Annotated in this window: 13 protein-coding genes; 10 read left to right on the top strand and 3 right to left on the bottom strand. The window is 65.3% G+C overall.

The features are described 5' to 3' along the window. Positions 1-33: 33 nt before the first annotated feature. The 6 genes from ASC89_RS12220 (at position 34) to ASC89_RS12195 (ending at position 7442) form a co-directional block, all read left to right on the top strand. Positions 34-1122, top strand: coding sequence for a sialidase family protein (locus tag ASC89_RS12220; RefSeq protein WP_055998120.1), 1089 nt, complete (start codon positions 34-36; stop codon positions 1120-1122). A gap of 150 nt (positions 1123-1272) precedes the next feature. Beyond that, on the top strand, positions 1273-3207 hold the full coding sequence (locus tag ASC89_RS12215; protein ID WP_162247939.1) for an ABC transporter substrate-binding protein: 1935 nt from the start codon (positions 1273-1275) through the stop codon (positions 3205-3207). Positions 3208-3266: 59 nt separating this feature from the next. Then, complete coding sequence (locus ASC89_RS12210) at positions 3267-4253, top strand: ABC transporter permease (RefSeq protein WP_055873302.1); 987 nt, start codon at positions 3267-3269, stop codon at positions 4251-4253. Further along, positions 4250-5386 carry an ABC transporter permease gene (locus tag ASC89_RS12205; protein WP_082533337.1) on the top strand — a complete coding sequence of 379 codons (1137 nt, stop codon included), beginning with the start codon at positions 4250-4252 and terminating at the stop codon, positions 5384-5386. Before ASC89_RS12210 ends, ASC89_RS12205 begins: the two co-directional genes overlap by 4 nt. After that, positions 5383-6420 (top strand): ABC transporter ATP-binding protein, encoded by a 1038-nt coding sequence (locus tag ASC89_RS12200; protein ID WP_055873304.1) that lies wholly within the window; start codon positions 5383-5385, stop codon positions 6418-6420. The genes ASC89_RS12205 and ASC89_RS12200 overlap by 4 nt, the downstream gene beginning before the upstream one ends. Continuing rightward, positions 6417-7442, top strand: a complete 1026-nt coding sequence (locus tag ASC89_RS12195) for an ABC transporter ATP-binding protein (protein WP_055998117.1) — start codon at positions 6417-6419, stop codon at positions 7440-7442. Before ASC89_RS12200 ends, ASC89_RS12195 begins: the two co-directional genes overlap by 4 nt. 130 nt (positions 7443-7572) lie before the next feature. On the opposite strand, the gene ASC89_RS12190 is transcribed toward ASC89_RS12195, so the two are convergent. Continuing rightward, positions 7573-8460 (bottom strand): dihydrodipicolinate synthase family protein, encoded by an 888-nt coding sequence (locus tag ASC89_RS12190; protein ID WP_055873308.1) that lies wholly within the window; start codon positions 8458-8460, stop codon positions 7573-7575. Between the two features lie 144 nt (positions 8461-8604). Between ASC89_RS12190 and ASC89_RS12185 the strand changes: the two genes are divergently transcribed. Further along, positions 8605-9243 carry a GntR family transcriptional regulator gene (locus tag ASC89_RS12185; RefSeq protein ID WP_055998114.1) on the top strand — a complete coding sequence of 213 codons (639 nt, stop codon included), beginning with the start codon at positions 8605-8607 and terminating at the stop codon, positions 9241-9243. Positions 9244-9475: 232 nt separating this feature from the next. Here ASC89_RS12185 and ASC89_RS12180 read toward each other — a convergent pair whose 3' ends face one another. After that, entirely contained in the window at positions 9476-10279 is an 804-nt protein-coding gene (locus ASC89_RS12180; RefSeq protein WP_055998111.1) for an aldolase, read from the bottom strand. Between the two features lie 13 nt (positions 10280-10292). Continuing rightward, entirely contained in the window at positions 10293-11291 is a 999-nt protein-coding gene (locus tag ASC89_RS12175) for a dihydrodipicolinate synthase family protein (RefSeq protein WP_082533336.1), read from the bottom strand. A 164-nt stretch (positions 11292-11455) separates the two neighbouring features. Between ASC89_RS12175 and dctP the strand changes: the two genes are divergently transcribed. From dctP to ASC89_RS12160, 3 genes are read left to right on the top strand one after another with little or no spacing between them, the layout of a single operon-like run. Beyond that, positions 11456-12472 (top strand): TRAP transporter substrate-binding protein DctP, encoded by a 1017-nt coding sequence (dctP, locus tag ASC89_RS12170; protein ID WP_055998106.1) that lies wholly within the window; start codon positions 11456-11458, stop codon positions 12470-12472. Between the two features lie 3 nt (positions 12473-12475). Further along, positions 12476-12958: a TRAP transporter small permease gene (locus tag ASC89_RS12165; protein WP_055998103.1), complete on the top strand. Its 483-nt coding sequence runs from the start codon at positions 12476-12478 to the stop codon at positions 12956-12958. A 31-nt stretch (positions 12959-12989) separates the two neighbouring features. After that, the gene (locus tag ASC89_RS12160) at positions 12990-14300 is read left to right on the top strand and encodes a TRAP transporter large permease (protein ID WP_055873327.1); all 1311 of its coding nucleotides are present in this window, start codon (positions 12990-12992) and stop codon (positions 14298-14300) included. Positions 14301-14306: the final 6 nt, after the last annotated feature.

Raw genomic sequence — 14306 nt, 5'->3', positions numbered from 1 at the left:
GAGACCCACCTCTGGCTCTTTCGGGGACGCGCCGTGGAGCAGGTAACCGTCTACTCAGAACCGGGGCGCTTCGCGGGCTGGCCTGCCAATTACGGCATGTGGGCCTGGGGCGACGAGTTGGTCGTCGGCTTCGTCACCTGCCATTACGAACGGGATGCCGAGTTCCACGCCCGCAACGAAAACTACCCGGCGCTGACCCATCAGGCCCGTTCGCGCGATGGCGGCCGCAGCTGGACGGTGATCGGGTTCCCCGGCAAGACGCCGGGCGGCCGCGGCCTGTCGGCTGACGAACACATGGCGGCAGGCCTGCGCGTCGGCGAGCTGCTCGATGGGCCGGAGGGGCCGAAGCCGCAAACCGAAGCGGTGGATTTCAGCCATCCCGACTTCGCCCTGATGTGCGCTCGCGATGGGCTGGAGCCCGGCTGCCGCAGCTTCTACTACCTGTCGCTCGACCGGGCGAAGAGCTGGCAGGGGCCGTTTGCCTTCCCGCAATTCGTCTGGGCCGGCGTCGCCGCCCGCACCGATTACCTGGTGCTGGGCAAGAGCCACCTGATCGTCTTTCTCACCGCCAACAAAGCCGATGGGGTCGAAGGCCGGGTGTTCGCGGCCGAGACGCGCGACGGTGGCATCAGCTGGAACTTTCTCAGCTGGATCGGCGAAGAACTGCCCGATCTCGACCACGGCATCATGCCGGCGAGCCTGCGCCTCAAGGACGGGACGATTCTCGTCGCCACCCGCGCCGGACACGGCCAGGACTATGCCGTCGAGATCTACCGCTCCACCGACAACGGCAAGAGCTGGGATGGCCCGAGCATTGCCACCGCCTTCCGTGACCGGCATGCCAACCACCTCGGCAACCCGGCGACGCTGAACCTGTTGCCGGATGGCCGGATCGCCCTGACCTACGGCAACCGCGATGCGCCCTACACCATCGATGCACGCATCTCGTCCGATGGCGGCCGGAGCTGGAGCGCCGCCCGGCATCTCCGGCGCAACGGCGGCAACCACGACCTCGGCTATCCGCGCACCGTCGCCAACGCGGCCGGTGAGCTGGTCACCGCCTACTACTTCAACGAGGCGCTCGGCGAGCGCTTCATCGGCGCCACCATCTGGGCGCCCTGACGCGATTACGGGCCTGCCATGGGGCAGGACGGAGAGGAGATCGGACCGCGCCATTGCCAGAACGGAGCCTGCCGCCGAGGGGGCGGTGAGGTTTCCGGGACATGGCCAGCCCGAGGGGACTTCGGAAGAAGTCAGGAAAGGGGAAGCGTTATGACACTCAGCACAATCGGGGGATGGAGCCGGCGCCTTGTCGGCACCGCCACCCTCGCGACTTTGTTGCTTTCGACCACGGCCTTCGGGGCGGCCGCATTCCAACAGTCTCCCATGCTCGACGCGGCCGTTGCCGATGGCAGCCTGCCACCGATCGAGCAGCGCCTGCCGCCCGAGCCGCTGGTGGTCACGCCGGTCTCCGAGGTCGGCAGCTATGGCGGCACGGCGCGCGCCATGCGCTCATCGACCGAAGAGTTCGGCGACGCCACCTCAGTGGTGGGCATCGAGTCGCTGACCCGGCTCAACGCCGAAGACGGCGCGACGATCGAGCCGAACCTGGCGCAATCCTGGGAATGGTCGAACGACGACAAGACCCTCACGATGACGCTCCGCAAGGGCCTCAAATGGTCCGATGGCGAGCCCTTCACCACCGCCGATATTGCCTTCTGGTGGGATGACGTCATCAACAATGCCGAGCTGACCCCGACCATGCCGGGCGACTGGATGTCGGCCGGCGAGCCGATGACGGTGACGGTGGTCGACGAGCAGACCTTCAAGCTCGACTTCAAGGCGCCGAACCGGCTGATCGAGCTGTTGATTGCCCGCGACGGTTATCAGGGGCAGATCTTCCTGCCGGCGCATTTCCTGAAACCGTTCCACCCCAAATATGCCGATCCGGCCAAACTCGCCGAGATGGCCAAGGCTGCCGGCTACGCCACCTGGGCCGAGCTGTTCGCGCAGAAGGCGCTGAGCGACGACGTGTTCGGCGTCGCCAATTTCGACAGCCCGGTGATCCGCGCCTTCAAGCCGGCCTCCACCAATGGCAGCCACCTGATCCTCGAGCGCAACCCCTTCTATTTCAAGGTCGACACCGAAGGTAACCAGCTGCCCTATATCGACAAGGTCGATGTCGACCTGGTGCAGAACCCCGAGGTCTACACGCTCAAAGCCTCATCGGGCGAAGCCGACCTGGCGCTCGAGAACACCACCATCACGCAGATGCCGGTGTTCATCGACAATGCCGAAAAGGGCGGCTACCGCGTGCTCGAGTACAGCGCCGGCTTCACCAACATCGCCAACATGATGCTGAACCAGACCGTCGCCGATCCGGACAAGCGCGCCCTGTTCCAGGACATCCGGTTCCGCAAGGCGCTCGAGATCGCCATCAACCGTGACGAGATCAACGAGCTGGTGTTCTTCGGGCTCGGCACGCCCATGCAGAACTCGATCCTGCCGATCGGCGGACGCTGCTGGGATGAAGCGGTTTCGAAGACCAACACCCAGTTCGATCCCGATGGCGCCAAGGCGCTGCTCGACGAGATCGGCATGAAGCTGGATGGCGACTGGCGCACCCTGCCCAACGGCAAGCCGTTCAAGTTCACCCTCACCTACTGGCCCGGCGAAGGCGGCGATGCCAAGCGCAAGATCGTCGAGCTGACCCAGACCTATTTCCGCAATATCGGCCTCAACTTCGACGTGCGCGAGGTGGAGCGCAGCCTCTATTTCGAGTTCACCACCTCCAACCAGCACGATATGGGGCTGTGGCACGCCGACAGCGCCACCGACCCGCTCTGGGTGACCGGCCCGAAGATCATCCCGAGAACGCAGCGGCACGGCGCCTTCGCCACCCTGTGGGCCACCTGGTTCGAAACCCATGGCGAAAAGGGCGAAGAGCCTCCGCAGGACATGAAGGATGCCATGGCGGCCTGGGAAAAGGCCAAGGCTACCGGCACGCCCGAGGCGCTGGTCGAAGGCTGCAAGGCCGTGGTGAAGGCCAATGCCGACGGCGCCTGGACCATCGGCACGGTCGGAGCGTTCCCGCAGCCGCTGATCGTCTCCAACGCCATGCGCAATATCCCGGAACAGGGCATGGCCTCATGGGACTGGGGCTACATGGCGCGCTATCATCCCGAGCAGTTCTATCTCGCTCAGTAGTCTTTCCTGCCAACTAGAAGGGGGGCAGTTGCCCCCCGATTTTCTGCCGGGGCGATGCGATGTGGGGTTTCGTACTGAGACGGCTCGTCTGGATGGTGCCGACGCTGATCGTGATCTCGATCATCTCGTTCATCATCATCCAGTTGCCGCCCGGCGACTATCTGAGCTCCTATATCGCGCGTCTCGAAGCACTCGGCACCACTGTCGACCAGGCGACGATCGACGCGCTGCGCCTGCGCTACGGCCTCAATGACCCGATCTGGGTGCAGTACTTCAAGTGGCTCGGCAATATCGTCTTCGACGGCAATTTCGGCTACTCGTTCGAGTGGCGCCTGCCGGTCAGCCAGCTGATCATCGAGCGGCTGCCCACCACCTTCCTCGTTGCCACCTGCTCGCTACTGTTCGCCTGGAGCGTGGCGCTGCCGATCGGCATCTTCTCGGCGGTGAAGCAGTATTCGCTGGGCGACTACTTCTTCACCATCCTCGGCTTTCTCGGCCTCGGCATTCCCAATTTCATGCTGGCGCTGACCTTCCTCTACATCTCGAACCGCTATTTCGGCCTGTCGATCGGCGGGCTGTTCTCGCCGCAATACCTCAACGCGCCATGGAGCCTGGACAAGTTCATCGACCTCTTGAGTCACCTCTGGATCCCGGTGGTGATCGTCGGCACCGCCGGCACGGCGGGCCTGATCCGCATCACCCGCGCCAACGTGCTCGATGAACTGAGAAAGCCCTATGTCGAGACGGCGCGGTCGAAGGGCCTGCACCCGATGCTGCTGATCCTGAAATACCCGGTGCGCATCGCGCTCAACCCGTTCGTTTCCTCGATGGGCTTCATCCTGCCAGGGATGATCTCGGGCGAGGTGATCGTCTCGATCGTCCTTAACCTGCCGACCACCGGGCCGCTGCTCTATGCAGCGCTGCTCAGCCAGGACACCTATCTTGCCGGTGCGTTCGTGCTGATGCTGGCGGTGCTGACGGTGATTGGCGTGTTGATCTCCGACATCCTCCTCGCCTGGCTCGACCCCAGGATCCGGCTGTCATGAGCGTTACGGCCAAACCCCTGCCGATCGGCGGCGGAAGCGTGCGAGGCGCGCCGGTCGAATCGCCGCTCACCCTGATGTGGTACAAGTTCCGCGCCCACCGGCTGGCGGTCGCGAGCATCTGGGTGATCGCAGCGCTGTACCTGACGGCGATCTTTGCCAACTGGATCGCGCCCTTCGACCCCGAAAGCCGCACCGGCCTGCCGTTCTCGCCACCGAGCTGGCCGACCGTGATGGTCGATGGCGAGTTCGTCTGGCCGCCGGTCGCCTTCGGCGTGTCGCAACAGCTCGACCGCAAGACTTTCAAGCGCGTCTACGCCATCGACACGTCCAAGCGATATCCGGTGCAGCTGTTCATTGCCGGCGACCGGCACAGCTGGTTCGGCCTGTTCCCTACCGACATGCACCTGTTCGGCGTCGACAAGGGCGGCGCCTTCTTCCTGATGGGCACCGATAGCCTCGGGCGCGACGTGTTCTCGCGCATGGTCTATGGCTCGCGCATCTCGCTGTCGATCGGCCTCGTCGGCGTCGCCATCAGCCTGGTGCTGGGCGTCATCCTCGGCGGCATCTCCGGCTATTTCGGTGGCTGGGTCGATCTCGCGGTGCAGCGGCTGATCGAGATCATCCAGTGCTTCCCCTCGATCCCCCTGTGGATGGCGCTGGCGGCGGCGCTGCCGCATGACTGGACCACCATCCAAGTCTATTTCGGTATCACCGTGATCCTGTCGCTGGTCGGCTGGACCGACCTGGCGCGGGTGGTGCGCGGCCGCTTCCTGTCGCTGCGCGAAGAGGATTTCGTCATGGCGGCGCGGCTCGCCGGCGCCAGTGAGGCCCGCATTATCGGCAAGCACCTGCTACCCAGTTTCATGAGCCACATCATCGCCTCGGTGACGCTGTCGATCCCCTCGATGATCCTGGCCGAAACGGCGCTGAGTTTTCTCGGCATCGGCCTCACCCCACCGGCGCTGAGTTGGGGCGTGCTGCTGCAGGATGCGCAGAACGTCAACACGCTGGCCACCGCCCCCTGGCTGCTGCTGCCCGGCGCGCTGGTGATCGTCACCGTGCTCGCCTTCAACTTCCTCGGCGATGGCCTCCGCGATGCGGCCGACCCGTTCTCGCGGGAGAGTTTTAAGTGACCGACGGCCCGATCATTTCCATCCGCGGGCTCGAAGTCGCGGCGCGCAGCCGCCATGGCATGCTGCGGCCCCTGCGCGGCATCGACCTCGACCTCCCCCGCGCCGCCACCACCGGCCTCGTCGGCGAAAGCGGCTGCGGCAAATCGATGACGGCGCGAGCACTGCTCAACATCACACCGTCGCCGATGCGCATCACCGCCGGCTCGATCGTCCTCGACGACCGCAAGACGCCGCCGGTCGACCTCGCCGCACTTGACCCGGACGGAGCCCCGATGCGCGCCATCCGCGGCCGCCGGCTGGCGATGATCTTCCAAGAACCGATGACCGCCTTCTCGCCGGTCCACACCATCGGCAACCAGATCGCCGAGATGTTGCTGATCCACGAGAAGCTCGACAAGCGCGCTGCGAAAGAGCGCTCGATCGAGATGCTCGAGCTGGTCGGCATGCCCAACCCCCGGCAGCACTTCGATGCCCACCCGTTCAAGCTGTCTGGCGGCATGCGGCAACGCGCCATGATCGCCATGGCGCTGGCCTGCAAGCCCGACGTGCTGGTGGCGGACGAGCCGACCACCGCGCTCGACGTCACCATCCAGGCGCAGATACTCGAACTGCTGCAGCGGCTGCAGCAGGAGCTGGGAATGACGGTGCTGCTGATCACCCATGATCTCGGCGTCGTGGCGCGGACCACACGGCGCGTCGCCGTGATGTATCTGGGCGAAGTGGTCGAGGAGACCACCACCGAAGCGCTGTTCGATGCGCCCAGGCACCCCTACACGCAAGGGTTGCTCGGCTCGGTGCCGCGGCTCGGCAGCCGGCGCGGCAAGCGCGAGCGGCTGCCGGCGATGCGCGGTTCGGTGCCCTCGGCGCTCGCCGAACTGCCCGGCTGCGCCTTCCAGCCGCGCTGCCCCAAGGCGGTCGCCGGGCTCTGTGATGTGGTGAAACCGCAGATGGCCGAGGTGGCGCCCGGCCATCGGGCCCGGTGCCTGCTCTACCCTGAAGTGCTGGCGGCTTCGGTCGCGCTGGAGGCCGCATGATCGAGGCACAGACCGCGCCGCTGCTTGAGATCAGGGGACTGAGCAAGCGCTTCCCGATCCATTCCGGCCTGTCGCGCCGCGTCACCGGCGAAGTGCGCGCCATCGACGGCATCGACCTCAACATCACGCGCGGCGAAACGCTTGGGCTGGTCGGCGAAAGCGGCTGCGGCAAATCCACTACCGGCCGCGCCATCCTCCGCGCCATCGAGCCCAGCGCCGGCGAGATCCTGTTTCACGACCGCGATGGCACGGTCGATGTGGCCAAGCTCGGCCGCACCGAGCTGAAGCGCATCCGGCGCAAGATGCAGATGGTGTTCCAGGATCCCTATGCCTCGCTCAACCCGCGGATGAATGTCGAGGAGATCATCGCCGAACCGCTGATCTGCCTCGACCACCTCACGCACAAGCAGCGTCGTGACCGGGTGGTGGAACTGCTCGAGCTGGTCGGGCTCAATGCGAGCTACCTGCTGCGCTACCCGCACACTTTTTCCGGCGGCCAGCGGCAGCGCATCGGCATCGCCCGGGCGCTGGCGCTGGAGCCGGATTTCGTCGTCTGCGACGAGGCGGTGTCGGCCCTCGATGTGTCGGTGCAGGCGCAGGTGCTGAACCTTCTGAGCGACATCCAGGAGCGGCTGGGCACCACCTACCTGTTCATCTCGCACGACCTCGGGGTGATCGAGCACCAGTGCGACCGGGTGGCAGTGATGTATCTGGGCCGGATCGTCGAGTTCGCCGAAACCGAGGCGCTGCTCCGCACCCCGAAAATGCCCTATGTCGAAGCGCTGCTGTCGGCCGTGCCCGAACCCGACCCGCATGTGCGGCGCGAACGCGTGGCGATCCGCGGCGAAGTCGCCGACCCCGCCAACCGGCCGTCGGGTTGTCCGTTCCATCCGCGATGTCCGTATGCGCAGGAGGTGTGCAAAAGCACGGTGCCGCCGCTGCGGCAGGTGGAAGGGGTAACGGGACCGCATCTGGCGGCGTGTCATTTTGCCGAGGCGCTGAGTTTGCGTGGGGTGGCTTAGGGGTTGCACTGCCCCTCACCCCGACCCTCTCCCCAGAGGGGAGAGGGGGCGATGTGGCACCGCCCGTTCAAAGTGCGTCCCCTCTCCCCTCCGGGGAGAGGGTCTGGGTGAGGGGAAGTTCATCAGTGACCTAAACCCGCTTCAGGTCCGCGATCGTCTTCATGATCACCGCCTCAACCCTTGCCCGCTCCTCACCCTCCAGCGGCAGCCGCGGTGGGCGGATGTGTTCGGGGGCGCCGTAGACCAGGTGCTCGGCGAACTTGATGTACTGCACCAGCTTGACGTCGGTATCGAGGTGGAAGGCCGGAGTCATCAGCCGGTAGAGCGGCAGCGCTGCCTTGAAGTTGCCGGCCCGCGCCGCGTTGAACAGTTTTACGCATTCGCTCGGCCAGGCATTGGTCATGCCCGAAACCCAGCCGACGACGCCCAGCGCCAGGCTCTCGAGGATCAGGTCGTCGACGCCGCAGAAGATATCGAAGCGGTCGCCGAAGGCGTTGTAGAGGTCGGTGACGCGGCGGATATCGCCGGTCTCTTCCTTCACCGCGACGATCTCCGGCACCCCAGCCAGGCCCTCGAGCGTCGAGACGTCGACATCGACCTTATAGGCGATGGGGTTGTTGTAGATCATGATCGGCAGCCCGCCGGTGGCCACCGCCTTGTACCAGGCGATAGTCTCGCGCCGGTCGGTGCGGTAGGCGAGGCTGGGGAACACCATCAGCCCCTCGGCCCCGAGCTTGCGGTAGTTTTTCGCCGCGGCAATCGCATCGTCGGTGGAGAGCTCGGCGAGGCCCGAGAGCAGCGGCACCTTGCCGGCCACCACTTCCTTGGCCGCTCGCACCACCTTGTCCTTTTCGGCCTGGGTCAGCGCGGCGTTTTCGCCCAGCATCGGCAAGACGATGACACCGCTGACGCCGCCCTTCACCAGGCGCTCGATGCTCAGCTGCATGGCAGGCAGATCGAGCCCGCCGCTCGCCGTCATCTTGGTGGTGGCTGCAGGGAACACGCCGCTCCAGGTCATCTCTCGCCTCAACTTGTCTTGGGAATGCCGGACCTGTGGTCCGCCGTATGTCGAATGTATACATTCCTCATTTCGACGTTGCAAGGCGGGGCAAGGCTCTGTAACAGCGATTGAGGCCCTGAGGGCCAGCTGGAGAGACGGGACATGGCGACAGGCCTGCTCGACAAGACGACCATCAGCATCCAGGTGGCGCAGGAACTGCGCCGCCGCATCCTCGCCGGCCACTACCCGCAAGGGGTGAAGCTGCAGCAGGAGCAGATCGCGGCGGAACTCGGCGTCAGCCGCAGCCCGGTGCGCGAGGCGCTCGGCCAGCTCGAGGCCGAGGGGCTGGTGGTGCTGACGCCGCAGAAGGGCGCCCAGGTTTCCCCGATCTCGCGTGCCGAAATCGCCGAACTGTTCGAGCTGCGGCTATTGGTCGAACCGCACCTCATCGCGCTTGCTATCCCCGAGATGACCGAGGCCGACCTCAACAAGGCCACCTCCATCATCTCGGAAATGGCCGATATCAGCCTCGACGGCTGGGGCGACGCCAACTGGCGGCTGCACGAGGTGCTCTACGCCCCGGCGGGCCGGCCCGGCATGCTGAAGCTGCTGCGCCGTACCCACGAAACCATCGGCCGCTATATCCGCATGCAGGTGATGGCCACCAATGGCCGCGCCGATGCGCATCGGGAGCACAAGCTGATCCTCGATGCCTGCCGCAGGCGCGATGTGGCGAAGGCGGTGGGGTTGCTGCGGAAGCATATCGAGGATGCGGGGCGGATGTTGCACGCGGAGGGGTAATCGCTCCTCGCTCCGCTCGGATCGGCGATGCTTTCGAATCGCGTACCCCTCATCCGCCCTTCGGGCACCTTCTCCCTCAAGGGGAGAAGGACGACCACCTCAGGCATCTCAGTCGGGACTCCCTTCTCCCCTTGAGGGAGAAGGTGGCGCGCAGCGCCGGATGAGGGGTACGCGGAGCGAAGCGTAGCGCGCTATGAGCGAAGCGAGGAGCGGTGTCGGCCCAGCCCCACCCTCAGTGCCGATACTCCGGCTCGCTGCTGTCCAACTGCCGCTTGATGCTCTCGAGATGCAGGCGGCCGGATTCGGCGTCGCCGTCGCGCATCTGCCGCGCTGCTGCCTCGGCGATTTCCGGGGATACCGGCTTGATCTCGCGGCCGGTCGACATGGCGAGCAACTGCACTTCTGAGGCCCGCTCGAGGTAATAGAGATCGTCCCAAGCCTCGGCGATGGTCCTGCCGCAGACCATGACGCCATGGTGCTTCATGAACACGATATCGGCGTCGCCGATGGCGGCGGCGATGCGTTCGCCTTCGCGCTCGTCGAGCGCCAGGCCGTTATAGTCGCGGTCGACCGCGGTGCGGCCATAGAACTTCAGCGCCGTCTGGCCGGCAAAGATAAGCGGGTCGCCTTCGGTCATCGACAAGGCCGTGGCATAGGGCATGTGGGTGTGGAACGCGGCGCGGGCGCGCGGCAGCCGGCGATGCACCTGGGCGTGGATATAGAAGGCCGTCGCCTCGGGCACCCCATCGCCGTCGATGACATTGCCCAGATAATCGCAGATCAGCAGCGACGAGGCCGTCACCTCGGCGAAGGCGCGGCCATAGGGGTTGACGAGGAACAGCTCGTCATGGCCCGGCACCACCGCCGAGAAGTGGTTGCAGATCCCCTCATGCATGCCCAGCCGCGCCGCCATGCGGAAGCAGGCGGCAAGATCGACCCGTGCTTCGCGCACGGCCGGACTGTGGAGATCGGGCGCGTTGCTGCGCAGCACGGCAGCAGTGGCAAGTTGCGGCTTGCCGTCGAGCGAGTGGGCCAAATGGACTCTCCTGTCAGGCGCGCTTGAGGTCGACGACATTAGTGGTCGCCGGCACCGCGGCGATGCTGCGCCACGGCTCGGGCAGGCCGGCATCCCAGGCGCGGAAATCGGCGACGATGTGCTGGCGTTCCAGGATGGCGATATCCGGCATTGGCGGGATCACCCTGCGCCACTCGGCATCGTCGAGCCAATCGGCCACCACCGCCTTGGCTGACGGAATGAACGGCCGGCGCGACAGGATGGCGTCGCCGGCAAAGAGCAGCGGCAGCAGGGCCCGGCGATCGAACGCCGTCGGCTCGTCCATCATGCCGCGCATCAGGCGCGGCATGACATTGGCGAGGCCGCAAACGGTGCCCCGCGCGCCCGCCGCGATCAGTTCGGGCAGGTGGATCTCGCTGCCGGTGAAGATCGACAGGTGCGAGAAGCGGCGCACCAGGTCCATGGTGAAATCGAGGTCGCCGCCGGAATCCTTCACACCGGCGATCATCCCCGGATAGCGCTCGTCGAGCCGGCGCACCACTTGCGGGGTGATCGGCACGCCGCAGATATCGGGGAAGTGGTAGAGATAGAGCCGCAGCGCCGAGAGCGCTACCCGGTCGATCACCGCAGCGAAATAGCGGAACGTCGCGTCCTCGGTGATGCCGCCGCGATAGACGCAGGGCGGCATCAGCAGCACGCCGTGCACCCCCTGCCGGGTGGCATGGCTCGCCAGCGCCACCACATCGGGGAGCGACAGCGCGCCGATCGAGACCACCAGCCGGCCGGCGGGAATGCCGGCGGCGATCACCGCCTCGAGCGTTTGCGTGCGGTCCTCGAGAGAGAACTCGGCGCCTTCGCCGGTGGTGCCGAACAGCGTGATGCCGTCGCAGCCAGCCGCCAGCAGCGCCCCCATGCGGGCGACCAGACGCGGCAAATCGGGGTGAAAATCCCTGGTCAGAGGGGTCGCTATGGCGACCGCAAGGCACCGGGTCTTGGGCAGACCATCCACTCTAACCTCTTGAGATAACTGCATTTCGTGGCTCGAATGGCCAGCTTCAGGATGCTCGTCATCATCAAGATTAATTGCCGATTGTCAACATTGTGCTTGACGCATCCCCCGCCCTGTTGAAGCATCGAAACTGCGAAAGGAGCCGCAGAGGGCGCTTCGGCGTGCGGCTCCATGCAGGGAGAACAATCATGACGTTCAACGTTCCGAAATTCGGGCGCCGCACGCTGATATCGGGCGCCGCACTTCTCGTCGTTTCCATCGCCATGGCCGGCCCGGCATTGGCTGAGGCCAAGGCGCTCCGCATTTCCACCCCGGGCGCCGAGAACGAGATCCAGTCCAAGGCGCTGGTGGTGTTCAAGGACGAACTCGAAAAGGCGCTGCCCGGCGGCTTCGATGTGCAGATCCACTATAACGGCACGCTGTTCGCGCAGGGCACCGAGATCGAGGCGATGCAGCGGGGCAATCTCGAAGTGGCGATGATCTCGCCACAGGATGTGGCGGCGCTGATCCCCGAATATTCGATCTTCACCAATGGCTACCTGATGCGCGACGCCAAGCATCTGGACGCGGTGTATGACGGCGAAGTCGGGGCCGAGTACAAGGCCAAGGTCGGCGCCGATCTCGGGCTCGAGATCGTCCGCAGCCAGTATCTGGGCTCGCGCCAGCTGGTGCTGGTGAAGCCGCGCGAGGTGAAGACCCCGGCCGATCTCGCCGGGCTGAAGCTGCGCATGCCCGGCTCCGAAACCTGGCAGTTCCTCGGCAACGCGCTCGGTGGCAACGCCACACCGCTGGCCTTCGAGGAAATCTACCTGGCGCTGCAGACCGGCACCATCGACGGCTTCGAGAACCCCCTGGCCGACGTGATCGCCAACAAGTTCTATGAAGTGACCAAGGAGGTGGTGCTGACCGACCACATGGTCTCCAACACCTTCTTTGCCGTGGCCAAGCCCTATTGGGACGGGCTCAGCGATACCGAGAAGAAGGCCATCGAAGCCGCCGAGGCCGCAGCCAAGGCGTTCAACGATGATGCCGTGCTGGCGGCCGAAGCCGATGCGGTGAAGTTCCTCGAAGGCCAGGGCCTGACGGTGGTCACCCCGGATGTCGCCTCGTTCCGCGACCAGGTGCAGAAGAAGTTCCTCGAGAGCGAGTTCGCCAAGACCTGGCCGGCCGGGCTGCTCGACCGCATCAACGCCGCCGGCGCCTGATCCGTGCCCAACCGGCTCCGCAACCTGTGGACGCAGGTGGCCGAGGGCGTGGCGGCACTGAGTTTTGCCGTCATGTTCTTCGCCTTCATCGTCCAGGTCGCCTCGCGTTACATCTTCAACGCGCCGGTGGCCTGGACGCTGGAGCTCTGCGCCATCGCCTATGTCTGGGTGGTGTTCTGGAGCTGCGGGATCCTGGTGCCGGAGCGGCGGCAGATCGTCTTCGACGTGATCTACAACTGGTTCAAGCCGGGGCCGCGGCGCTGGCTTGCCATCTTCAACACCGCCTGCCTCGGCCTCGCCTTCCTCGCGGCGCTACCGGGCGTCATCGACTACATCCTATTCCTCGGCAAGCGCAGCACGATGCTGCTGCATGTGCGGATGGACCTGGTCTATTCGTGCTTTGCCATCTTCCTCATTGCGGTGGTGGTCGGCGCGGCGATCCGGATCCGGCGGCTATTGAGCGCCGAGTGGCAGAAATCGCTTTGACTGAGATGCGACACCAAAGAACCCCAGCGTCATGAGCTTTTCCGCCTGGGCGATGTTCGCCTTGTTCTTCCTGTGGTCGTTCCTCGGCATGCCGATCGGCTATGCCATGCTGGCGAGCGGCATCGTCTACCTGCTGCTGACCCAGCAGGATATCGCGCTGGTCGCCACCCAGAGCCTCAACGGCCTCTATGGCAGCTTCGTGCTGCTCTCGGTGCCGCTGTTCATCTTTGCCGCCGAGATCATGAATGCCGGCGGCCTCACCGAGCGGATGTATGGCGTCGCCAATATGCTGGTCGGCCGCTTCAAGGGCGGGCTGGCGCATGTGAACATTCTCGCCTCGGTGATCTTTTCGGGGATGAGCGGCTCGGCGCTGGCTGACGCCGCCGGCCCCGGCAAGCTCGAGGTCGATGCCATGGTGAAGGCCGGCTATAGCCCAGGTTTTGCCGCGGCGCTGAGTTCCACCTCGGCGATCATCGGGCCGATCATCCCGCCCTCGATTCCGATGGTGCTTTACGGCGTCGTCGCCAACACCTCGATCGGCTACCTGTTCATGGGCGGGGTCATTCCCGGGCTGCTGCTGGCCGGGGCGCAATCGGCGATCGTCACGGTGATGGCGCGCTATAAGGATTTTCCGGTCGAACCGGCGCCAAAGCTCCGCGAGGCGGCGCGCACGGTGTTTCACGCCATCCCGGTGCTGTTCCTGCCGGTGATCCTGCTCGGCGGCATCTATTCGGGCGCCGTCACCCCCACCGAGGCCGCTGCCGTAGCGGCGTTCTGCGCCCTGCTGCTCGCCGCCTTCCTCTATCGCTCGCTGACTCTCAAAGCCTTCTACCGGGTGCTGGTCGATTCATCGAAGGCCACCGCCATTGTCGCCATCACCATTGCCGGCGCGCTGGTGATGAACTGGGTGGTGGCGGCCGAGCAGATCCCCGAGGCGATGGGCCAGTGGATGATCAGCCTCGAACTCAGCCCGGTGCTGTTCATGTTCGTGGTGACGTTGCTGTTCCTGATCCTCGGCGCCTTCCTCGATACGCTGCTGATGCTGCTGATCATCATCCCGATCCTGATGCCGACAGTGATCGCGCTCGGTATCGACCCGGTGCATTTCGGCGTCGTCTCGGTGGTGAACCTGATGATCGGCCTCGTCACCCCACCAATGGGCGAGCTGGTGTTCCTGATCGCCGGAGTTTCCGGGATCAAGGTCGCCGATATCACCAAGGAGCTCTGGCCCTTTCTGATCGCGCTGATCGGGCTGCTCTTCGTGCTCGTCTATGTGCCCCAAATCACGCTCTGGCTGCCCGAAATGGCGGGCTACAAAGTCCAGGGCAATTTTATGCGTTGACCACCT

This window comes from Devosia sp. Root413D1 (assembly GCF_001425235.1).
In the GTDB taxonomy this organism is placed as follows: domain Bacteria; phylum Pseudomonadota; class Alphaproteobacteria; order Rhizobiales; family Devosiaceae; genus Devosia_A.
This window is presented reverse-complemented; position numbering and strand designations above follow the sequence as displayed.

Coding starts and splice junctions, on each gene's coding strand:
- ASC89_RS12215 (WP_162247939.1), top strand. CDS start 1,273: ATGACACTCAGCACAATCGGGGGATGGAGCCGGCGCCTTGTCGGCACC.
- ASC89_RS12210 (WP_055873302.1), top strand. CDS start 3,267: ATGTGGGGTTTCGTACTGAGACGGCTCGTCTGGATGGTGCCGACGCTG.
- ASC89_RS12205 (WP_082533337.1), top strand. CDS start 4,250: ATGAGCGTTACGGCCAAACCCCTGCCGATCGGCGGCGGAAGCGTGCGA.
- ASC89_RS12195 (WP_055998117.1), top strand. CDS start 6,417: ATGATCGAGGCACAGACCGCGCCGCTGCTTGAGATCAGGGGACTGAGC.
- ASC89_RS12190 (WP_055873308.1), bottom strand. CDS start 8,460: ATGACCTGGAGCGGCGTGTTCCCTGCAGCCACCACCAAGATGACGGCG.
- ASC89_RS12185 (WP_055998114.1), top strand. CDS start 8,605: ATGGCGACAGGCCTGCTCGACAAGACGACCATCAGCATCCAGGTGGCG.
- ASC89_RS12175 (WP_082533336.1), bottom strand. CDS start 11,291: ATGCAGTTATCTCAAGAGGTTAGAGTGGATGGTCTGCCCAAGACCCGG.
- dctP (WP_055998106.1), top strand. CDS start 11,456: ATGACGTTCAACGTTCCGAAATTCGGGCGCCGCACGCTGATATCGGGC.
- ASC89_RS12160 (WP_055873327.1), top strand. CDS start 12,990: ATGAGCTTTTCCGCCTGGGCGATGTTCGCCTTGTTCTTCCTGTGGTCG.